Source organism: Sporosarcina sp. FA9 (genome assembly GCF_051550205.1).
Lineage (GTDB): Bacteria > Bacillota > Bacilli > Bacillales_A > Planococcaceae > Sporosarcina.
The window spans coordinates 3055008-3077124 of record NZ_CP188819.1 but is presented as its reverse complement, the minus strand read 5'-3'; the positions used below and the strand labels follow the sequence as shown (position 1 = coordinate 3077124).

Annotated in this window: 16 protein-coding genes, 2 rRNA genes and 1 riboswitch; of the genes, 15 read left to right on the top strand and 3 right to left on the bottom strand. The window is 42.5% G+C overall.

Annotation, left to right across the window (positions count from 1 at the left end; all coding sequences use genetic code 11):
* The first annotated feature begins 104 nt into the window (after positions 1-104).
* The 15 genes from ACP8HH_RS15670 (at position 105) to ACP8HH_RS15600 (ending at position 18435) form a co-directional block, all read left to right on the top strand.
* Positions 105-3060, top strand: a 23S ribosomal RNA gene (locus ACP8HH_RS15670).
* A gap of 123 nt (positions 3061-3183) precedes the next feature.
* A 5S ribosomal RNA gene (rrf, locus tag ACP8HH_RS15665) occupies positions 3184-3299 on the top strand.
* A gap of 380 nt (positions 3300-3679) precedes the next feature.
* Positions 3680-4201, top strand: coding sequence for a DUF2179 domain-containing protein (locus ACP8HH_RS15660; protein WP_438319215.1), 522 nt, complete (start codon positions 3680-3682; stop codon positions 4199-4201).
* Complete coding sequence (locus tag ACP8HH_RS15655; RefSeq protein WP_438312894.1) at positions 4198-4389, top strand: NETI motif-containing protein; 192 nt, start codon at positions 4198-4200, stop codon at positions 4387-4389. The genes ACP8HH_RS15660 and ACP8HH_RS15655 overlap by 4 nt, the downstream gene beginning before the upstream one ends.
* Before the next feature lie 88 nt (positions 4390-4477).
* A riboswitch (purine riboswitch) is annotated at positions 4478-4577 on the top strand.
* A gap of 249 nt (positions 4578-4826) precedes the next feature.
* A complete protein-coding gene (gene purE / locus ACP8HH_RS15650; protein ID WP_438319214.1) occupies positions 4827-5291 on the top strand; it encodes a 5-(carboxyamino)imidazole ribonucleotide mutase in 465 nt (154 codons plus the stop codon).
* Complete coding sequence (purK, locus tag ACP8HH_RS15645; protein WP_438312892.1) at positions 5288-6418, top strand: 5-(carboxyamino)imidazole ribonucleotide synthase; 1131 nt, start codon at positions 5288-5290, stop codon at positions 6416-6418. Before purE ends, purK begins: the two co-directional genes overlap by 4 nt.
* Positions 6419-6445: 27 nt before the next feature.
* Positions 6446-6700: a phosphoribosylformylglycinamidine synthase subunit PurS gene (gene purS, locus ACP8HH_RS15640; RefSeq protein ID WP_438312890.1), complete on the top strand. Its 255-nt coding sequence runs from the start codon at positions 6446-6448 to the stop codon at positions 6698-6700.
* Positions 6697-7383, top strand: coding sequence for a phosphoribosylformylglycinamidine synthase subunit PurQ (purQ, locus tag ACP8HH_RS15635; RefSeq protein ID WP_438312888.1), 687 nt, complete (start codon positions 6697-6699; stop codon positions 7381-7383). Before purS ends, purQ begins: the two co-directional genes overlap by 4 nt.
* Complete coding sequence (gene purL / locus ACP8HH_RS15630; protein ID WP_438312886.1) at positions 7367-9598, top strand: phosphoribosylformylglycinamidine synthase subunit PurL; 2232 nt, start codon at positions 7367-7369, stop codon at positions 9596-9598. The genes purQ and purL overlap by 17 nt, the downstream gene beginning before the upstream one ends.
* Positions 9574-10998 (top strand): amidophosphoribosyltransferase, encoded by a 1425-nt coding sequence (purF, locus tag ACP8HH_RS15625; protein ID WP_438312885.1) that lies wholly within the window; start codon positions 9574-9576, stop codon positions 10996-10998. Before purL ends, purF begins: the two co-directional genes overlap by 25 nt.
* 12 nt (positions 10999-11010) lie before the next feature.
* Entirely contained in the window at positions 11011-12069 is a 1059-nt protein-coding gene (gene purM, locus ACP8HH_RS15620; RefSeq protein WP_438312884.1) for a phosphoribosylformylglycinamidine cyclo-ligase, read from the top strand.
* On the top strand, positions 12066-12635 hold the full coding sequence (purN, locus tag ACP8HH_RS15615; RefSeq protein ID WP_438312882.1) for a phosphoribosylglycinamide formyltransferase: 570 nt from the start codon (positions 12066-12068) through the stop codon (positions 12633-12635). The genes purM and purN overlap by 4 nt, the downstream gene beginning before the upstream one ends.
* Positions 12636-12833: 198 nt before the next feature.
* Complete coding sequence (gene purH, locus ACP8HH_RS15610; RefSeq protein ID WP_438312880.1) at positions 12834-14369, top strand: bifunctional phosphoribosylaminoimidazolecarboxamide formyltransferase/IMP cyclohydrolase; 1536 nt, start codon at positions 12834-12836, stop codon at positions 14367-14369.
* Positions 14370-14382: 13 nt separating this feature from the next.
* Positions 14383-15642 carry a phosphoribosylamine--glycine ligase gene (purD, locus tag ACP8HH_RS15605; RefSeq protein WP_438312878.1) on the top strand — a complete coding sequence of 420 codons (1260 nt, stop codon included), beginning with the start codon at positions 14383-14385 and terminating at the stop codon, positions 15640-15642.
* 153 nt (positions 15643-15795) lie between these two features.
* Positions 15796-18435: a cation-translocating P-type ATPase gene (locus tag ACP8HH_RS15600; protein ID WP_438312876.1), complete on the top strand. Its 2640-nt coding sequence runs from the start codon at positions 15796-15798 to the stop codon at positions 18433-18435.
* A 91-nt stretch (positions 18436-18526) separates the two neighbouring features.
* On the opposite strand, the gene ACP8HH_RS15595 is transcribed toward ACP8HH_RS15600, so the two are convergent.
* The 3 genes from ACP8HH_RS15595 to ACP8HH_RS15585 are packed head-to-tail and all read right to left on the bottom strand — an operon-like array spanning position 18527 to position 22100.
* On the bottom strand, positions 18527-19645 hold the full coding sequence (locus ACP8HH_RS15595; protein WP_438312874.1) for a Ger(x)C family spore germination protein: 1119 nt from the start codon (positions 19643-19645) through the stop codon (positions 18527-18529).
* Positions 19642-20736, bottom strand: a complete 1095-nt coding sequence (locus tag ACP8HH_RS15590; RefSeq protein WP_438312872.1) for a GerAB/ArcD/ProY family transporter — start codon at positions 20734-20736, stop codon at positions 19642-19644. Before ACP8HH_RS15590 ends, ACP8HH_RS15595 begins: the two co-directional genes overlap by 4 nt.
* Entirely contained in the window at positions 20733-22100 is a 1368-nt protein-coding gene (locus ACP8HH_RS15585) for a spore germination protein (RefSeq protein ID WP_438312870.1), read from the bottom strand. Before ACP8HH_RS15585 ends, ACP8HH_RS15590 begins: the two co-directional genes overlap by 4 nt.
* Positions 22101-22117: the final 17 nt, after the last annotated feature.

Sequence of the window (22117 nt, the reverse complement as noted above, 5' to 3'; positions counted from 1 at the left end):
CAGTGCTAGGAAGCAATCGAGTGAGGGAAGGAACGTACTCAGGTACGTGACTGACTAAACGAGTGAAGCTGACAACGCAATGCGACGTGTATCGAAATTCTAATGGTTAAGTTAGAAAGGGCGCATGGCGGATGCCTTGGCACTAGGAGCCTAAGAAGGACGGCACTAACACCGATATGCTCCGGGGAGCTGTAAGTAAGCTTTGATCCGGAGATTTCCGAATGGGGAAACCCACTACCTTTAATAGGGTAGTACGTTTACGTGAATACATAGCGTAAACGAGGCACACCCGGAGAACTGAAACATCTAAGTATCCGGAGGAAGAGAAAGAAATTCGATTCCCTGAGTAGCGGCGAGCGAAACGGGAAGAGCCCAAACCAAGAAGCTTGCTTCTTGGGGTTGTAGGACACTCTATACGGAGTTACAAAGGAATGAATTAGACGAAGCGATCTGGAAAGGTCCGCAATAAAGGGTAAAAGCCCCGTAGTCGAAAGTTCATTCTCTCCAGAGTGTATCCTGAGTACGGCGGAACACGTGAAATTCCGTCGGAATCCGGGAGGACCATCTCCCAAGGCTAAATACTCCCTAGTGACCGATAGTGAACCAGTACCGTGAGGGAAAGGTGAAAAGCACCCCGGAAGGGGAGTGAAATAGATCCTGAAACCATGTGCCTACAAGTAGTCAGAGCCCGGTGCGTATTTCCCTTCGGGGAAATACGCTGGGTGATGGCGTGCCTTTTGTAGAATGAACCGGCGAGTTACTGATTCCATGCAAGGTTAAGCAGAGAATGCGGAGCCGCAGCGAAAGCGAGTCTGAATAGGGCGAATAAGTATGGGGTCGTAGACCCGAAACCAGGTGATCTACCCATGTCCAGGGTGAAGGTAAGGTAACACTTACTGGAGGCCCGAACCCACGTATGTTGAAAAATGCGGGGATGAGGTGTGGGTAGCGGTGAAATTCCAATCGAACCTGGAGATAGCTGGTTCTCTCCGAAATAGCTTTAGGGCTAGCCTCAAACGATAGAATCTCGGAGGTAGAGCACTGTTTGGACTAGGGGCCCATCCCGGGTTACCGAATTCAGACAAACTCCGAATGCCGAAGATTTATGTTTGGGAGTCAGACTGCGGGTGATAAGATCCGTAGTCGAGAGGGAAACAGCCCAGACCACCAGTTAAGGTCCCCAAGTATCTGTTAAGTGGAAAAGGATGTGGCGTTGCCCAGACAACCAGGATGTTGGCTCAGAAGCAGCCATCATTTAAAGAGTGCGTAATAGCTCACTGGTCGAGTGGCGCTGCGCCGAAAATGTACCGGGGCTAAACAGATCACCGAAACTGTGGATTGACACGTATGTGTCAGTGGTAGGAGAGCGTTCCAAGGGCGTCGAAGCTAGATCGTAAGGACTAGTGGAGCGCTTGGAAGTGAGAATGCCGGTATGAGTAGCGAAAGAAGGGTGAGAATCCCTTCCACCGAATGCCCAAGGTTTCCTGAGGAAGGCTCGTCCGCTCAGGGTTAGTCAGGACCTAAGTTGAGGCCGAAAGGCGTAGACGATGGACAACAGGTTGATATTCCTGTACCACCTCCCCGCCGTTTGAGCAATGGGGTGACGCAGTAGGATAGGGTGAGCGCACTGTTGGTTATGTGCGTCTAAGCAGTGAGGTGTGAAATGAGGCAAATCCCATTTCTATAACATTGAGCTGTGATGGCAAGGGGAGTATTCCCTGGAGTCCCTGATTTCACGCTGCCAAGAAAAGCCTCTAGCGAGGCGGGAGGTGCCTGTACCGCAAACCGACACAGGTAGGCGAGGAGAGAATCCTAAGGTGATCGAGAGAACTCTCGTTAAGGAACTCGGCAAAATGACCCCGTAACTTCGGGAGAAGGGGTGCTCTGGTAGGGTGTTAAAGCCCGAGAGAGCCGCAGTGAATAGGCCCAGGCGACTGTTTAGCAAAAACACAGGTCTCTGCAAAACCGCAAGGTGAAGTATAGGGGCTGACGCCTGCCCGGTGCTGGAAGGTTAAGAGGAGAGGTTAGCGCAAGCGAAGCTTCGAATTGAAGCCCCAGTAAACGGCGGCCGTAACTATAACGGTCCTAAGGTAGCGAAATTCCTTGTCGGGTAAGTTCCGACCCGCACGAAAGGCGTAACGATCTGGGCACTGTCTCAACGAGAGACTCGGTGAAATTATAGTACCTGTGAAGATGCAGGTTACCCGCGACAGGACGGAAAGACCCCGTGGAGCTTTACTGTAGCTTGATATTGAATTCCGATGCAACCTGTACAGGATAGGTAGGAGCCTTAGATTCCGGAGCGCTAGCTTCGGAGGAGGCGTTGGTGGGATACTACCCTGGTTGTATTGGACTTCTAACCCATGCCCCTTATCGGGGCAGGAGACAGTGTCAGGTGGGCAGTTTGACTGGGGCGGTCGCCTCCTAAAGAGTAACGGAGGCGCCCAAAGGTTCCCTCAGAATGGTTGGACATCATTCGTAGAGTGCAAAGGCATAAGGGAGCTTGACTGCGAGACCTACAAGTCGAGCAGGGTCGAAAGACGGGCTTAGTGATCCGGTGGTTCCGCATGGAAGGGCCATCGCTCAACGGATAAAAGCTACCCCGGGGATAACAGGCTTATCTCCCCCAAGAGTCCACATCGACGGGGAGGTTTGGCACCTCGATGTCGGCTCATCGCATCCTGGGGCTGTAGTCGGTCCCAAGGGTTGGGCTGTTCGCCCATTAAAGCGGTACGCGAGCTGGGTTCAGAACGTCGTGAGACAGTTCGGTCCCTATCCGTCGCGGGCGCAGGAAATTTGAGAAGAGCTGTCCTTAGTACGAGAGGACCGGGATGGACATACCGCTGGTGTACCAGTTGTCTTGCCAAAGGCATCGCTGGGTAGCTACGTATGGACGGGATAAATGCTGAAAGCATCTAAGCATGAAGCCCCCTTCGAGATGAGATTTCCCATTACGCAAGTAAGTAAGATCCCTCAAAGAAGATGAGGTTGATAGGTCCGGGGTGTAAGCGCGGCGACGTGTGTAGCTGACGGATACTAATTGATCGAGGACTTAACCAATAAAATGAAGAGGTATGATTGACCTCGATTCGTCGGAAGAATCTAACCATTCTTCCTTAATGTCTGTTTTATCCAGTTTTGAGTGAATGAAGAAGATTATTTTTCTGAAAAAACTCAAAAGAGTCTGGTGGCAATAGCGAAGAGGTCACACCCGTTCCCATCTCGAACACGGTAGTTAAGCTCTTCAGCGCCGATGGTAGTTGGGGGTTTCCCCCTGCAAGAGTAGGACGTTGCCAGGCACTAAAGAAGTTATTACCTTTAATGGTAGTAACTTCTTTTTTATGTCTAAATAAATAATGCTTTTCTAGAACTTCGCAACGTTCTCACGAAACCTCGCAACGTTTTCCCGAAACTTCGCAACGTTTCTACAAAACCTCGCAACGTTTTCCGCAAACCTCGCAACGTTTTCCCGAAACTTCGCAATCCTGCCCAAAATTCTCCCGAAAACATCCCATCAATCACCAAAATCCAACTTCCGAACCTACAAATAAGTGCCATAAATAGTACAATAAAAAACGCTGGATTAAAAAATATCATCAGTTAAACCTATAACTCTTGTATTGTACTCCTATTCCCGATAAGCTAATATCAATTGTTGAAAGGTGTGATTGAATTGCAAATGGCACTTATTATATTTACTATTAATATTATTTACGTAACATTTTTCACAGTACGAATGATTTTAACGTTAAAAGGGTATAGGTATATTGCAGCCGCTGTTAGTATGGTGGAAGTTGTAATTTATGTAGTTGGGCTCGGTCTTGTTCTTGATAACCTGAATGAAATTCAAAACTTAGTGGCATATGCAGTTGGTTATGGATGTGGTGTTATTATTGGAACAAAGATTGAGGAGAAAATGGCTCTTGGTTATATTACAGTAAACGTAGTGACAGCAGATGTAAATAAGATGCTTCCTAAAGCTCTTCGTGATCTAGGATACGGCGTTACGGACTGGTCTGCTAATGGACTTGAAGGAAATCGGTCAGCTTTACAAATACTTACACCTAGAAAATACGAATTAAAGCTTTATATGGCAATTAAAGAATTGGATCCTAAAGCATTTATTATTTCATATGAACCGAAGTCGATACATGGAGGATTTTGGGTTAAATCTGTACGGAGAGGAAAATTGTTTAAATGAGCCAAAAGAAGACGATATGGTTTGAAGTTGGAGAAAATGAAAATATTGAAGAGTGTCTGGAAAGAATGCATAAAGCTGGTTATATTCCAGCAGGTAGAAAAGAAGAACCACTTTTCACAGAAGTTAATGGTGAGAAGGTTCCAATCAGGCAATTGATTAAATTTAAAGGACAGCTCATTGAGAAATAATGATTTGTCGAAAAGACGAACATTGCAATTGGATTTAATGCTTTCGTTCGCTTTTTTCGTTGACGAATGCTGTTTTTCTTGATAAAATACGTATAGTAATAGAAATCCCCATATATACTGAGGAATCGGCCTTAGTGTTTCTACCAAGGCACCTTAATGTCTGGACTATGCGGGAAAGCGACTTCTAGGAATGGTAGCGAAGGGTGTGTGCGAACCAATGGTTGCATTCATCTTAACGTATATTTCTATCTCCTCGAGTAATCTGCTTTTCATGTATAGTGAAAAGCGGTTTATTCGATTTTTTTGTTTGAAAAATCAATTAATATAGTACGTGTCTGATTTTGTATATTTATGGAGTTTAGTCTATTGAAATTCTTACCATTGAATTTTGAATTAAAAGGAGCGGAATCCGTTTGATACCAAAAATTGGCGTTATTATGGGAAGTAAAAGTGATTGGGAAACTATGAAAAATACATGTGACATACTGGACGAGCTTTCAGTTCCATATGAGAAAAGAGTTGTCTCAGCACATCGTACACCTGACTTAATGTTTGAGTATGCCGACCAGGCAGAGAAACGCGGAATTAAGGTTATTGTGGCAGGTGCTGGTGGCGCAGCTCATCTTCCTGGGATGGTCGCATCTAAAACGCTTCTTCCTGTCATTGGTGTTCCAATACAATCAAAAGCATTGAATGGAATGGATTCCCTACTATCAATCGTCCAAATGCCAGGCGGTGTTCCAGTGGCTACAGTATCGATAGGAAAAGCAGGAGCAATAAATGCTGGATTATTGGCTGCGCAAATATTAGGAATTAATGATGAAGACATTATGAAACGTATTGAAGGACGTCGTCTTAAAATGCGCAATGAATCAATTGAAAGCAGTGGTGATCTTTTATGAAAACAATATTACCTGGACAAACAATCGGTATTATCGGTGGGGGTCAACTTGGCAGAATGATGGGCTTGGCAGCAAAAGAAGCGGGATTTAAAATTGCTGTTCTTGACCCGGTGTCAGATTCACCATGTGGTCAAATAGCAGACATTCGAATTGTTGCACCTTATAACGATCAAGAAGCACTTGAGGAACTGGGTGAAGTCAGTGATGTAATTACGTATGAGTTTGAAAATATTGATTATGAAGGCCTAAAGCGTCTAACTGAAATCGCTTATGTTCCACAAGGTGCGGAACTTGTGCGAATTACGCAAAATCGCATTCGTGAAAAAGAACAAATTACAGCAGCAGGAGCACCAGTTGCAAATTATATAACGGCACTTACTTACGACGAGTTTACTTCCAAAGTACATGAAATTGGATTTCCTTGTATTGTAAAAACTGCATTTGGTGGTTATGACGGCAAAGGGCAAGTGAAAGTCAACTCAATGGAAGAAGTAAATGAAGCAGAATCTCTATTCACTCACTCTGCATGTATTGCTGAAGCTTTTGTTCCATTTGAAAAAGAAATCTCGGTTATTATTCAGCGCAATGCTGCTGGGCAATCTTACTGTTTACCAATTGCTGAAAACATTCATGTTAATCATATTTTGCACGAGTCCATTGTTCCAGCACGAGTACATGAGACTGTTTTAGCACAAGCTGAAGAGGCTGCAAGCAAAATTGCAGACCACCTAGAATTGGTTGGCACACTTGCGGTTGAAATGTTTGTACTTAAAGATAACGGCATTGTCATTAACGAGCTTGCACCTAGACCTCATAACTCTGGTCACTATTCAATTGAAGCTTGTAACATATCTCAATTTCATCAACACGTCCGTGCGGTTTGTGGGTGGCCTTTAAGAAAGCCTAAGCTGTGGGCGCCATCAATCATGGTGAATATTCTAGGTCAACATGTAGCACCCCTTAAGAAGGTTATTAAGGATCATCCTGATTGGTCCGTTCATTTATACGGTAAAGCTGAAGCGAAACATATGCGTAAAATGGGTCATATCACAATCATGACGGATAATATTGAAAAAACATTAATAGATATTGATGCAACAAATTTATGGTCTGAAAATAATAACTAATTTGATTCCATTTAGGAGGAAAAAAAGATGACTAAAGTAAACGTATATGTGACACTTCGTGAAAGTGTTGTAGATCCACAAGGAATAGTAACGAAAGATGCATTACAAACAATGGGTTACAATGAAGTGAAAAGCGTTCGTGTTGGCAAGCTAATTGAACTTGAACTTACAGACTTGTCTGGAGATATTGATGCAAGAATTAAAGAAATGTGTAAAAAGTTGCTCGTTAACGAAGTAATTGAAGATTATCGATATGAAATCGGGGAGGTCGCGGGCAAATGAAGTTCGCTATCTTAGTATTTCCAGGATCCGGCTGCGATATCGACATGCATCATGCGATAAATGAAGTACTTGGTGAGAAAGCCGACTATGTTTCGCATATGACCGCAGAGCTATCTGAGTATGACGCAGTATTCATTCCAACAGGAGCATCTTATGGTGATTATCTCCGCCCGGGTGCACTTGCGAAAAGCTCACCAGCAATACCTGAATTGAAAAATTTTGTCGCGTCAGGAAAACCTGTATTGGGTGTAGGAAATGGATTTCAAATTCTAGTGGAGACGGGAATACTTCCAGGTGCATTCTTGCAAAATAAAGGACTTAAATTCAGATCAGGAAAAGCAAAACTCACTGTTCAAAATACGGATTCAGTATTTACATCCAACTATGAACAAGGCCAGGAAATCACAATACCGTTCGCACATCAATACGGCAACTACTATATAGATGATAAATCTTTAGCAGGATTGAAAGAAAGCAATCGCATCGTATTTACATATACAGATGAAATTGGCGATGGCAGTACGGAAAACATTGCAGGTGTGTTAAATGAAGAGGGCAATGTACTCGGTATTATGCCACTTCCAGAACGTGCAGTAGAAGAAATTATCGGAGGAACAGACGGGTTACCTCTCTTCAATTCAATCTTAAAAAGGTGGAATGAAAAAAATGTCAACCATGCATGAACCGAACGAGCAACAAATCATAGATGAAAAGCTGTACCTTCAAATGGGTATGACTGAAGAAGAATTTGGCCTTGCTGTAAAAATGTTAGGTCGAAATCCAAACTACACAGAAACGGGATTGTTTTCTGCAATGTGGTCTGAGCATTGTTCATATAAGAGTTCGAAAAATGTCCTTCGTAAGTTCCCGACAAAAGGTCCACGTGTTCTTCAAGGGCCCGGAGAAGGAGCAGGAATTGTAGATATTGGTGACAATCAAGCCGCGGTATTCAAAATGGAATCCCATAACTCACCTTCTGCAATAGAACCATTTATTGGTGCTGCGACAGGTGCTGGCGGGGTTTTACGTGATGTATTTTCAATGGGAGCTCGTCCAGTTGCACTTGTTAACTCACTTCGTTTTGGTGATTTGACGGATCCACGTGACCGCTTTTTATTTGAAGAGGCTGTTTCGGGCATTGCAAGTTACGGAAATATCATTGGTATTCCGACGATTGCAGGCGAAGTGCAGTTTGATAATTGTTATTCGAAACGACCACTCGTCAATGCGATGGCTGTTGGACTTTTAAATCATGAAGATATTCAAAAAGGTGTTGCAGCTGGTGTTGGAAATAGTGTCATGTATGCAGGCGCAACTACTGGACGTGACGGAATTCACGGAGCAACAATGTCTTCTCAAGAAGTGTCTGTAGAAGAAGAGGGAAAACTTCCTGTTATGCAAGCAGGTGATCCATTCCTTGAGAAACTTGTCATGGATGCTTGTTTAGAACTTGTGAAATCAGATGTACTCATTGGTATTCAAGATATGGGTGCGGCAGGTTTGACGTCTTCAGCAGCTGAAATGGCTTCAAAAGCAGGATACGGGGTTGAATTAAATCTGGATCTTGTACCTCAGCGTGAAGAAGGAATGACAGCATATGAAATGATGTTGTCTGAATCACAAGAGCGTATGCTCATTGTTGTAAAAAAAGGTCATGAACAAGAAGTAACAGATCTTTTTGCAAAATACGGTGTTGAAGCCGTGACAATTGGTAAAGTAACAGACGATAAAATGCTTCGTCTCTTTCATAAAGGTGAAATCGCAGCGGAAATATCAGCAGATTTACTAGCTGAAGACTCTCCTGTTTATACTAAAAAGTCAGAAGAACCGGCGTACTTCAGAGAATTTCAAGCTATGGAAATGACAGAACCCAAAGTCGCTGATTTAAAAGAAACGTTAATCAATCTATTAAAGCGTCCGACGATTGCTTCAAAAGCGTGGGTGTACAACCAATTTGATACACATGCTCGTCGCAATACGGTTGTTGCACCAGGTTCTTCTGCAGGCGTCATTCGTGTAGATGGTACGAATAAAGGTCTTGCTATGACGTCCGATTGTAACTCACGTTATGTATATCTAGATCCACAAACGGGTGGGAAAATAGCAATTGCAGAAGCGGCTCGTAATTTGATTTGTTCAGGAGCTGAACCAATCGCTGTGACAGACTGCTTAAACTTTGGTAGTGCGGACAAGCCTGAAGTGTTTTGGCAATTTGAAAAATCTGCGGACGGAATATCAGATGCTTGTCGTACGCTAAACACACCTGTAATTAGTGGGAACGTTTCTTTATCGAATGAAGTGAATGGTGTTCCGATTTATCCAACACCAACAATTGGTATGGTAGGTCTTGTACATGATTTATCACAAGTAACGACCACGGAGTTTAAAAACGCTGGCGATGCAATTTATGTGATTGGTGAAGCGACACTTGATTTCGGTGGCAGCGAGCTTCAACAAATGACGGAAGGCAAAATTTACGGTCAAGCACCGGCGATTGATCTGGATGTCGAAGCTGTCCGTCAAAAGGCACTTCTTACTGCGATTCAAAACCATTTAGTAGAATCGGCAACTGATTTGTCGGAGGGTGGTTTCTCAGTAGCTCTTTGCGAGAAGGCATTTGGTGCAGAAGGTTTAGGGGCTGAAGTGACAATTTCTGGTTCTGCTGTAACGGCATTGTTCAGTGAAACGCAATCACGTTTTATAGTTACGGTTAAAGAAGAGAATATCGCGGCGTTTGAAGATGCTGTGAAAGATGCTGTGAAAATTGGGTCTGTAACAGAAAACGATCGAATTGTTATTCAAAGTGATAATGGGTCGGTATTAATTGATGGAACTGTTGAAGAGTTCCAATCTGCATGGGGAGGCGCTATTGAATGCTTGCTGAACTTAGAAGCCTAAACGAAGAGTGCGGCGTGTTCGGCATTTGGGGTCATGAGGATGCGGCGCAAATCAGTTATTATGGTCTGCACGCATTGCAACACCGGGGACAAGAAGGAGCCGGTATTGTTGTTACAAACGGCAAGGGTTTCCAAGTCATTAAAGATGAAGGCTTAGTGAATGAAGTGTTTGCGGGCAACCGTTTAAACAACTTAAAAGGCCATGGTGGAATTGCACAAGTGCGGTATTCATCAGAAAATGGTCGAGGCATAGAAAATGTGCAGCCGCTTCTTTTCCGTTCAACGACGGGTAGTATATCGCTTGCTCATAACGGGAATATTGTAAACGCTGTTGAGCTGCGCGAACATCTTGAAAGACAAGGGAGTATTTTTCAGACGAATTCCGATACTGAGGTCCTTGCTCATTTAATCAAAAGAAGTAGTGGTTCTTTAACGCAAAGAGACCGTGTGAAAAAAGCATTATCCATGCTTAAAGGAGCATTTGCATTCGTCATGCTGACTGAAGATAGCTTGATGATTGCTCAAGATCCAAATGGTCTGCGTCCGCTCTCTTTAGGTAAATTGGGTGATGCGTGGGTGGTGGCTTCTGAAACATGTGCATTCGATATTATAGGTGCAGAACATGTCCGTTCGGTTGAACCTGGTGAACTCATTATTATTAATAATAAAGGGATTCACTCCGAGAGATTCGCACCAGCTGCAGACTCGGCGATGTGCTCAATGGAATACGTCTATTTTGCTCGTCCCGATTCAGATATTGACGGCATTAATATCCATATGGCACGAAAACGTTGTGGTAAACGACTTGCGCGTGAAGTGAAAATTGAAGCGGATGTTGTAACAGGAGTTCCGGATTCAAGTATTTCCGCAGCAATTGGATTTTCCGAAGAAAGTGGAATACCTTATGAACTTGGTTTAATAAAAAACCGTTATGTAGGTCGTACATTTATTGAGCCGTCACAGGAATTGCGTGAAAAAGGCGTCAAGATGAAACTTTCTCCAGTTCGGCAAGTAGTAAACGGCAAACGTGTTGTAATGGTCGACGATTCGATTGTTCGAGGAACGACATCCAAGCGTATTGTCACTTTATTAAAAGAGGCTGGAGCTACAGAAGTGCATGTCGTTATTGCATCTCCACCGCTAGTGAGTCCATGTTTTTACGGCGTAGACATTAGTACAGATTCTGAACTTATTGCAACAAATCGTTCAATTGATGAAATACGTGAATTAATAGGTGCAGATTCTCTGACATTCTTATCACCTGAAGCAATGCTTGAATCCATTGGACGACCAGATAAAACAAAGAATTGTGGTCAGTGTTTAGCTTGTTTTACGGGGGAATACCCGACAGACATCTATTCAGACACAGCATTGCCGCATGAAAAAGAAAGAGTTCGATAAGGGGGCCTATCCATGTCAAATGCATATGAAAAAGCAGGAGTAAATATTGAGGCTGGTTATGAATCAGTTGAAAGAATGAAATCACATGTAGCACGGACAGCACGAAAAGGAGTCGTTGGTACATTCGGTGGTTTTGGTGGAATGTTCGATCTCTCTGCACTTAATTATAAAGAGCCAGTACTTATTTCGGGTACTGATGGCGTTGGAACAAAACTGAAGCTTGCATTTATGGCGGATAAGCATGACACAATCGGAATTGACTGCGTTGCAATGTGTGTCAATGACATTGTTGCACAAGGTGCGGAACCACTTTATTTTCTAGATTATATCGCGCTTGGAAAAGCAGTCCCGGCGAAGGTTGAAGCAATCGTTAAAGGAATTGCGGACGGTTGTGTTCAGTCCGGTGCAGCTTTAATTGGCGGAGAAACGGCTGAGATGCCAGGTCTCTACAAAATCGATGAATACGATTTAGCTGGATTTGCAGTGGGTGCTTGTGAAAAAAATAAAGTCGTTACAGGTGAACATGTAGCTGAAGGTGATGTTCTTGTTGGACTTGCTTCAAGCGGGATTCATTCAAACGGTTATTCACTTGTACGTAAAATCGTTTTTGAGGATTCAGGTTTTCAAATTGATGATTTAATTACAGGATATGAAGAACTTGGTACGGTCGGAGATGCACTTCTTGAGCCGACGAAAATTTATGCAAAACCTGTTTTACAAATGCATGCTGAACTCGATGTTCACTCAATGGGACATATTACGGGCGGCGGCTTCTTTGAAAACTTACCACGCATGTTGCCTGAAGGATTCGCAGCGGAAGTCGATCTAGGTTCTTGGCCAGTTCTTCCAGTGTTCAAAATGCTGAAAGAAAAAGGCGAACTTACGGATAAAGATTTATACAGCGTATTCAATATGGGTATTGGTTTTGTTATTGCTTTGCCAGAAGAGCAAGCGGAAGCAGCAATTAAAATTGCAACAGAACACGGGGAAACGGCTTTTAAAATCGGTCACATTGTAAAAGGCGAGGGCGTCCAATTTACGGGTGAACATGATGGAAGTCTAGTTGAATGAACAATAAAGTGAAGATTGCTGTATTCGCTTCCGGGAGCGGCAGCAATTTTTCTGCACTAGCAGAAGCTTGCGAGAATGGTGAGTTAAATGCTGAAATCGTAATGCTTGTGACGAATAAACCGGATGCGTATGCGGTTGAGCGCGCTAAAAAGGTTGGGATTTCCGCTTTGGTAGTTCCACCTAAAAGTTTTGAATCAAAAGATGCGTATGAACAAGCAATACTGACAGCACTTCAGGAATCAGAAGTAGAATGGATTGTCCTAGCGGGATATATGCGTCTGATTGGACCAGTTTTATTATCCGCATATCCTTCGAAAATCATTAATATCCACCCATCGCTTCTTCCCGCGTTTCCAGGAAAAGATGCGATTGGACAAGCGATTGCGCACGGTGTGAAAGTAACGGGCGTGACCGTTCACTTAGTGGATGCGGGTATGGATACGGGACCGATTTTAGCTCAGCATGCCGTTGACGTAGTTGGCGGGGATGTAGAGAAAACCGCTGAAGCGATCCATGCAGTTGAACATTTTCTATATAAAGATGCTTTGAGTGAGCTTTTTAGTTAATCGTGAAAAATGGTAGGCTAAAGGTCACGACTTGCAAGCAAAACTGATTGAGTGCAAGCAAACTCTTGTCGAGTGCAAGCAAACACCCGCCGAGTGCAATCAAACTACACTGGAGTGCAAGCAAACACCCTGCGAGCGCAAGCAAACTCGACTTTGAAAAGAAATTACTATTTTATTGAAAGATGGAGGGTTTTATTTGTGAAAAAACGAGCACTATTAAGCGTGTCGGACAAAAGTGGAATACTGGAATTTGCTAAGGTGCTTGAAGGTCTTGGTTATGAACTCCTATCAACAGGCGGGACGATGAAACATCTTGCGGACAATGGTGTTGGGGTAACGGCTGTCGATGAAGTAACGGGATTCCCTGAAATTATGGAAGGGCGCGTAAAAACGCTGAACCCATTGATTCACGGAGGACTTCTTGCGAAACAAGATGACCCATCTCATATCGCAGAAATGAAAGAGCACGGCATTCAGCCGATAGATATCGTTTGTGTAAACTTATATCCATTTAAAGAAACGATTTCAAAACCGAATGTCTCGGCGGACGATGCCATTGAAAATATCGATATTGGTGGCCCAGCGATGCTTCGTGCTTCTGCGAAAAACCATGCGTATGTCACAGTGATTGTCGACGCGTCTGATTACGAGCAAGTCATTACTGAATTACAAGCAGATGGTAAAACAACACTTGAAACGCGTAGACGCTTGGCGGCAAAAGTATTCCGTCATACGGCGGCTTACGATGCACTTATTTCAGGCTATCTTACGGATCTGACAGGCGAGGAATTTCCGGAGCAAGTAACGTATACATATGAACTGAAACAACCGCTGCGTTACGGTGAAAACCCGCATCAAAAAGCAGCATTTTACAGCCGTCCACTTGGTTCGGATTTTTCGATTGCGTCTGCGGAACAATTACACGGTAAAGAACTTTCGTACAACAATATCCAAGATGCGAATGCGGCAATTCAAATCGTTAAAGAATTTGATCTTGCAGCTGCAGTCGCGGTGAAACATATGAATCCTTGCGGCGTTGGTACTGGCGAAACAGTTTTCGATGCGTTTACGAAAGCATACGAAGCAGACCCAATGTCGATTTTTGGTGGTATTGTTGCATTGAACCGTGAAGTAGATGCGCCAACTGCTGAGAAACTATCGGGGATTTTCCTTGAAATTATTATCGCACCGTCATTCACGAAAGAAGCGATTGAAATTCTGACGAAGAAGAAAAACATTCGTTTGATGACAATTTCATTTGATCAAAACAAAAAAGACCAATGGAATACCGTTTCTGTTGAAGGCGGACTCCTAATGCAAGAGCCGGATGCATACGGATTTGCGGAAGCAGACATCAAAGTTGCGACAGACCGTCAGCCGACAGAAGCTGAGTGGGAAGCGATGAAACTTGGATGGGCAGTTGTGAAACATGTGAAGTCGAACGCAATTGTCGTCTCCGATGATCATATGACGCTTGGAGTTGGTGCGGGACAGATGAACCGTGTGGGAGCTGCGAATATTGCACTTACACAAGCGGGCGTTCGTGCAAAAGGCGCAGCGCTTGCGTCGGACGCATTTTTCCCAATGGATGATACCGTCGAGGCGGCAGCAAAAGCAGGCATTACGGCAATTATCCAACCAGGTGGATCCGTCAAAGACGAAGATTCCATTAAGAAAGCAAACGAATACGGAATTACGATGGTAATGACCGGCGTTCGTCATTTCAAACACTAAGGAGGGAAATGCATTGAAAGTACTCGTTATCGGGGGCGGCGGTCGTGAGCACGCGATTGCCAGACAGTTCAATGTCTCCCCTTCGGTTGATAAAGTATTTGTTGCACCGGGAAATGATGGCATGAAAAACGATGCCGAATGCGTACAAATTAGCGCTACGGATTTTGAGGCACTTGCTTCATTCGCAAAAGAAAACGCTATTGATTTAACATTTGTCGGTCCTGAACAACCGCTTGCGGAAGGAATCGTTGATTTTTTCAATGAACGTGGATTGAAAATTTTCGGTCCAACGAAAGCGGCGGCACAAATTGAAGGTAGTAAATCATTCGCGAAAGAAATTATGGATAAATACAATATACCAACAGCAGGTTATGGAACATTCACAGATGCTGAAGAGGCAAAAGCGTTTATTCGTGAAAAAGGTGCACCGATTGTTGTAAAAGCAGACGGGTTAGCGGCAGGAAAAGGTGTCATTGTTGCGATGACGTTGGACGCGGCCCTTGAAGCGGTCGACGATATGATTGGCAACCAGAAGTTTGGTGAATCCTCTTCTAAAGTGGTTATTGAAGAGTTCCTGGACGGCGAGGAGTTCTCGTACATGTCGTTCGTCCACGATGGACAGATTTACCCGATGGTTGTTGCGCAAGACCATAAGCGGGCGTATGACGGCGATAAAGGACCAAACACAGGTGGAATGGGTGCATACTCGCCTGTTCCCCAAATTTCGGATGCAGTCGTGCAGGAAGCTTATGACAAAGTTGTCGTTCCAACAGTGAAAGCAATGGCGGCGGAAGGCGTTCCATTCACAGGAATCCTCTATGCAGGACTTATTTTAACTGAAGACGGTCCAAAGACGATTGAATTCAACGCACGCTTCGGTGATCCCGAAACACAAGTGGTTCTTCCAAGAATGGCATCGGATTTCGGTGAATTCATGATGGCGCTTATGGAAAGCAGACCGTATGAGTTAAAATGGAATGAAGAAGCAATGTTGGGCGTCGTCGTTGCGGCGGACAATTATCCTGGGGATGTTGTGAAAGGTGCAGCACTTCCAGATTTAGATGTTTTGTCAGCGCAAGGTTTGGATGTATTCCATGCAGGAACGATAGCGAGTGCTACTAGATTCGTCGGTAACGGCGGCCGTGTGATTCTCGTAACCGCACAAGCAGGTTCACTAAAACAAGCACAAGAAGACGTTTACAAAGGCTTGTCTCAACTTGAATGGGACGGATTCTTCTACCGGAAGGATATCGGCTGGCGTACGTTTGAATAACTAAAAGTCCGTTCTCTCAAAAAAACGAGAGAATGGACTTTTTTATTTAAAATAGGGAATAGACGGGTAGGGTAACGTATACTTACAAAATAGAGAACTTTGTTCGTATATCTGAAGCTAAGTACTAGGTGTTTCAAAGGAGAGATTTGCACAATGCCACTTGAAAGTGAAGAACAATGGATGATAACGGATCCCTCAGTTGGGTTAAGTGATGAAGAAGTCCGAAGTAGGTTAGAAAAGTATGGTTTGAATCAGCTGGTAGGTGCGAAAAGTCGCTCGCTCCTTGAACGGATCTTTTCACAGATTAACAATATCCTCATTTATGTTTTGATTGCTGCTGCGGTTATTTCTGGAATGCTCGGGGAACTAGTGGATTCAATCATTATTGGGCTTGTCGTCGTCATCAATGCGGTCGTTGGTGTTGTTCAAGAATCGAAAGCGGAAGAGGCGTTAGAAGCCTTAAAAAATATGTCCACGCCGAAAGCGCTTGTACGCAGGAACGGTGAACAGATGGAAATTCCCTCTGAAGAAGTTGTCCCTGGGGATGTCATCGTACTTGACGCAGGTAGATACGTTCCATGCGATATTCGACTTATTGAAACGGCCAACTTGAAAATAGACGAAGCGGCATTAACAGGGGAATCTGTGCCGGTTGATAAGGATTCAGATTTTATAGGAAATGATGCAATGCCAATCGGGGACCAGAAAAACATGGCATTCATGTCGACACTTACGACATACGGACGTGCAACGGGAATCGCTGTGGCAACTGGAATGACAACCGAAATCGGAAAAGTAGCCGCAATGCTTGATAAGGAGTCGGATAATGAAACCCCACTTCAAAAAACACTTGCCAAATTAGGTAAACAGTTGGGTATCGCAGCAATGCTTATTTGCGTTTTAATTTTTGGTATTGGAATTTTCCAAGGCCGCGAAGTTCTGGATATGTTTATGCTATCGGTCAGTCTAGCAGTCGCTGCAATTCCAGAAGGCATGCCGGCAATTGTCTCCATTGTTCTTGCGATTGGTGTACAACGGATGAGTAAGCGCAATGTAATTATAAGAAAGTTGCCAGCAGTCGAAGCGCTTGGTTCAGTAAATGTGATTTGTTCGGATAAAACAGGAACATTAACTCAAAACAAAATGACGGTCACAACATTTTTTGCAAACAATTCATTACATGACTTGATTGATGCAAAGACAGAAAATCCTGTTCATCGCCTACTATTTGAAAATATTGCATTATGCAATGATGCCACCTATTCAAGCGAAACAGAAACGGGTGACCCGACTGAAATTGCCCTTCTTGTAGCAGCGGAAGAATTCGGTATTAAAAAGAATGACCTTGATAATCAACATCCTCGAATTGATGAAATTCCTTTCGAATCCCAACGAAAACTAATGACGACCATCAATGAGTACAATGGAACGTCTTATATACACACAAAAGGGGCGATTGACGGACTCTTATTAAAATGTACACATTACGAAACGGTCGAAGGTTCCAGGCCGCTAGATGAAGAGGCTAACAAGTTAATTTTGGAACATGCTGCGAAGATGTCGAATGCAGCCCTTCGAGTATTAGGATCTGCGTATAAAAAAGTAGAACGAGTAAAGTCCGTGAATCGGGACCTTATCGAAGAAAAGTTAACATTCATCGGTCTTGTCGGGATGATTGATCCCCCACGGGAAGAAGTGAAAGAAGCGATCCAAGTAACTAAAAAAGCAGGAATTCGTACCGTAATGATTACTGGAGATCACCGGGATACCGCGTTTGCGATTGCGAAAGAACTTGGCATCGCAGTAGATAAATCGGAAGTAATAGATGGGGAAACGCTTAAATCACTCACCGAAGAACAATTATTTGAACAAGCTGAGCATACGAATGTGTACGCCCGCGTTTCTCCTGAACACAAAGTGAAAATCGTGCAAGCACTTAAAGCAAAAGGCAATACGGTTTCGATGACAGGGGACGGTGTAAACGACGCACCTTCTTTAAAAACGGCGGATATAGGCGTAGCGATGGGGATTACAGGAACAGATGTCGCAAAAGGTGCTTCAGACATGATTTTGACAGACGACAATTTCGGCTCCATTGTCAAAGCTGTTGAAGAAGGTCGTACCATTTACCGCAACATTAAAAAAGCAATTCTATTCTTATTGTCTTGTAATTTAGGTGAAATCATTGCGCTCTTTACAGCTATCCTTCTTGGCTGGCCTGTAATTCTTCGTCCCGTTCATATACTTTGGGTGAACTTAGTAACGGATTCATTTCCAGCACTTTCCCTTGGGGTAGATCCCGAAGAAGCAGATGTAATGAAAGAAAAACCGCGTCACCGAGATGAAAGTATTTTTCATGGAATGATACTTTTTTTACTCTTAAATGGTTTGTTAATTGGGGCAATTACATTAGCTGCCTTTATAATCGGCGTTTATTCATCCGGTGCATATGTTGGTAGTATTCTATCGTTAGGATCTGAAACGATTTCTAAAACAGCAATTATGCACGGACAGACAATGGCTTTTCTTGCGCTGAGCTTCTCACAATTAATTCATTCCTTAAATTTCAGGTCAATGAACCATTCCATTTTTAAAGCAGGTATTTTTAAAAATAAGTTCCTAACCTATTCGATTTTACTAGGAGTTGGGCTTCAAGTAGCAATTGTTTCGATTGGGCCACTTGCAAAACTATTTAGCGTACACTCGCTTGGTCTGATGGATTGGACACTCATTGCCGGATTAAGCCTATTGCCATTGATTGTCAATGAATTGGTTAAACTCTTTAAAAAATAAGATGCATCCATTTAAAACAGTGGAAAGTTCGGTAACCTGCGAACTATTCACTGTTTTTTTATTTTAGCTATTCTTATTTTGTATAAATGAATTACTGAACCGCGCCTATGCTTTGTATATCGACGTCATATTTCACGTTGAATTCTAGGTCTGGATACATACTTTCCCATTTGGAGTATGTGTCTTTATCATTCAATCGTGTGGCTCTGTAACGCAGGCCGAATCCCATAGGATCGAGTTCGTTTTTCTGCACTAACTCTAACAGTTCCAGTGTAATCTTTTCCATATACTTTACAGTTAATTTATTGTACTCATTTAGCTTTAAAGTTGATAGACTTTCACTTGATTCTAAAACTGAGGCGATTATTTTCACCTTCATATCGACGCGGGGAGGTTTACCCTTATCGGTAATCATTTTAAATTTCATTTTAAATTTATTAACATTCAATAGTAGCTTTAGATCCTCATCATGCACTTTGTAACTATAGCCATTCGCATGTTTGATTAGAGAATTGTAGAACTTCGTGTGAGTTGGGCTTAATTCCAACGATTTGTGTTTTTGTTTGATGATGACCGATTTATTGATAATTAATTCGGTATCCTCTTTATTGGATTCAATAAGCGGGAGTACAGAATCCGTTCCTTTCGCTAGGATCTGCCGCCTGAACTCATAAAGGAAGGTTGTTACAATATACGGACTTTCTGTACCGTTTCCATCAAAAAAATTGAATAAGGCTACATATCCGGCTGATTCGGTAGTGGGCTCTAGTTTTAATATATGTTCTGCGGACGGTTTTGCAGCAGCAATCCAAGCAACGAGTTGTATGTCTCCTCTTCGTACAAAGTAATCCAAGAAGTCCTTTAGATTTCCATCTAAGAGTTTTTCACTGATTGCAATAAACTTTGTATGCGAGAATTCGATTACTTTGTCTGTATGGGTTTCCATAATTCGGATTGCCGCTGATATGGAATCACTTTCATGGGACATATATGCATAAGTTGGAGCCGTAGCATCCTTTATTGTGCCAATCGGTTTTGCGATTTTTAAAGTAACTTTGTACTTATTATCACTATTTTCCACAGGATCGATTCCAATTCCTACAACAAATGTTCTTTTGTCAACATCTTTGAATGCGCAACCTGGGAGAGTCATCGCTAATAGCAGTAAGAGGATAAAAAACAGTTTCGAATATATATTGAAAGACTTCATGATTTCGCCCCCCGCTTGACGGCCCACATAGATAGAAGAAGAATAAAAAAGAAAAGTGGAAGAATGTTGTTTATTGTAATTGCGAAAGTGTGTAAATCATGTTCTGTGAAATTGTTCGACAATATACCAGCTATTAAAGAAAATACGAAAGCGATTAAAAAAGGTGTTAAGTTTTTACTTTTCCATTTAAATCGCTTTACATAAATGATTTTTCCGAGAAGTTGGGCAGCGATGTGCCATTGAATTGCTATGTTTAATAAAGACATTGATGCAAAAAGAAGCATAAATAGGAAAATGAGTCGTTCAATTAAGCCGAGTTTCATACGAATGGAATCGCTTGTCGAAATCCATGGATATAATAGTTTATCGATATCATCAAATCCACCGAAACCAAGAGGCATAAAATAGGTTATAAACAATGTAAGAAGACTCAAAAAACCAATTGCGGCCATATGCTTCATCCCGATAGCTTGCTTTACCACCACATATTTATTGAAAATCATCAAAGATGCGACGCCAAGAAATATGGACAAAGTCGCAGTGAACGGGTTATATTGTGGCAAATGGTTGGCATGCATGATAGCAATTTTTATATAATCCCAATTAATATTTTCATGGATAAAAGCTTTTATAAATATAAAGATGCCTAAAGGGATAAATAGGATGAAGATGACTTCAACTGAATATAAAACATTTTCCGTCTTCATCAATGTAACGTACGCACCAATTAATAGAAAAGGCAACGCCATTGTAATTAGAGCCATTTCAGGAGTTAAAAATGTGACTAGAATAAAAGTAAATGTAATAAGTTTTGCGGTGCCTGCCGCGTACATCACTAAAAAGAAGAAGAATATAATGGGATAAAAAACCCATTTTGGCATGCTTTTTTTCATTAGTTCGGGTAGATCTTTACCGGGGAATTTATTGAAGAAACGGATAATGACGTATGTCAAAATGAGTCCTATCAGTGTGCCAAGAATCATTGAAGCGAGTGCCCCCGATTTACTTTGTTCCAATAAGATTTTTGGAACAGTAGTCGCAATGCTTGATATCATTCGGATGATAAGCAAATAATAAATAAACCGATTCATCCGTTACTCACCTTTTTCTCCTCATTCTTATTCTTCTGAAAAAATCTGAAATAGGGTTCTCCAAAACTGTCTATGTTGCCTAAGTGCATCAGAATACCTAAAAATCCGATAATTAGGCCACTTAATCCAAAAAGCGATGTGAATAACAGAAGGAGTATTCGTAAGACTCTTAATGAAAAACTTAATTCATTGATTGGAATAGCAAAAGTTGAAATTGCAACGGCCGCTACAACAATGATCATTACAGTTGATGCCAATGCGGCTTCAGTTGCGGCCGTACCTAAAATTAAACCACCCACTGTGGTCGCTGCGGCACTAATTGCTTTGGGAAGACGGATACTCGCTTCGGTTAGTAATTCCATAAAAATGAGCATGAAGAGCACTTCTATATATGAGGGATAGGGTACGCCTACCCTACTCGCTGTCACAGTCAACGCCAGTTCTGTTCGAAGTATCTCGGGTGCATATGATGTAAATACGACATAAAAGCTTGGCAACAATAAACATGTAAGCAGACCGAAGTAACCGAGGACAGTGCCGAAAAAAGAAACCCAATATGTGTGGTAGTTGTCTTCCATCGCTGTCATGAAATCGAAGAAAACAACAGGAGCTATAACGACATTTGGGCTTCCATCGACAAAAATGGCTACTTTCCCTCCCGTTATGTTATATACAATTCGATCTGGACGTTCGGTTAATAGCGTCCTTGGGAAAAGATTGTACTTCTTATCGGTTAAAAAGTTTTCTAGGTCCCCGCTCGATTGGACAAGTGGTTCTTTTAGTTGTTGCAACTTGCTTGTAATTTGATTTAACACTTTTTTATTCACTGTGTGTGAGTCATATACAATAGCGATGGAGCGATTCGTCTTATCGCTGAGTTGGATTATTTCTACAGTTAAATCAGGGTTATGATAATGTTGGCGTATAATATTTAGGTTTGTTTCAAGGCTTTCACTTAGTGCTAATTGTGGTCCGTGGACCGTCCCTTCCATCACCGTCTGTTGAACCGCGTCAGAATTTAGTTTTTTTATATCAAATAAAAGGAGTCGATCTTGTATAGAAATAAGAACAAACCCTTGAGTGATCTTGATTAAGAGTTCATTTGTCTCGGGAATATCGACTTTATCCGGCAATGAGTTAATATAGGACTCAAAATGCTCTATTGAAGACATTTCAAAAAATGGTTTGATAATCATATTCTGTAATTTATCACCGTCAACAACTGTTTTTAAGTAAAATAAAAGGGCTTGTTTCTTCTCGATTTGTAATGGAATTTGCATGACATCAGTAGATGGTTTTAACTTTTTCGCAAGCTCTTCCATCAATTCAGGTGGTTCTGGCTTTGCCATTGGTTTTTTTTTCATGCTCAAATCTCCTATCA

Bases quoted from the DNA above. Each gene is read 5' to 3' on its own strand.
- purL (WP_438312886.1), top strand. From the start codon at position 7,367: ATGTCAACCATGCATGAACCGAACGAGCAACAAATCATAGATGAAAAG.
- purK (WP_438312892.1), top strand. From the start codon at position 5,288: ATGAAAACAATATTACCTGGACAAACAATCGGTATTATCGGTGGGGGT.
- purE (WP_438319214.1), top strand. From the start codon at position 4,827: ATGGGAAGTAAAAGTGATTGGGAAACTATGAAAAATACATGTGACATA.
- purF (WP_438312885.1), top strand. From the start codon at position 9,574: ATGCTTGCTGAACTTAGAAGCCTAAACGAAGAGTGCGGCGTGTTCGGC.
- ACP8HH_RS15595 (WP_438312874.1), bottom strand. From the start codon at position 19,645: ATGAAGTCTTTCAATATATATTCGAAACTGTTTTTTATCCTCTTACTG.
- ACP8HH_RS15590 (WP_438312872.1), bottom strand. From the start codon at position 20,736: ATGAATCGGTTTATTTATTATTTGCTTATCATCCGAATGATATCAAGC.
- purN (WP_438312882.1), top strand. From the start codon at position 12,066: ATGAACAATAAAGTGAAGATTGCTGTATTCGCTTCCGGGAGCGGCAGC.
- ACP8HH_RS15585 (WP_438312870.1), bottom strand. From the start codon at position 22,100: ATGAAAAAAAAACCAATGGCAAAGCCAGAACCACCTGAATTGATGGAA.
- ACP8HH_RS15655 (WP_438312894.1), top strand. From the start codon at position 4,198: ATGAGCCAAAAGAAGACGATATGGTTTGAAGTTGGAGAAAATGAAAAT.
- purS (WP_438312890.1), top strand. From the start codon at position 6,446: ATGACTAAAGTAAACGTATATGTGACACTTCGTGAAAGTGTTGTAGAT.
- ACP8HH_RS15660 (WP_438319215.1), top strand. From the start codon at position 3,680: ATGGCACTTATTATATTTACTATTAATATTATTTACGTAACATTTTTC.
- purM (WP_438312884.1), top strand. From the start codon at position 11,011: ATGTCAAATGCATATGAAAAAGCAGGAGTAAATATTGAGGCTGGTTAT.
- ACP8HH_RS15600 (WP_438312876.1), top strand. From the start codon at position 15,796: ATGCCACTTGAAAGTGAAGAACAATGGATGATAACGGATCCCTCAGTT.
- purQ (WP_438312888.1), top strand. From the start codon at position 6,697: ATGAAGTTCGCTATCTTAGTATTTCCAGGATCCGGCTGCGATATCGAC.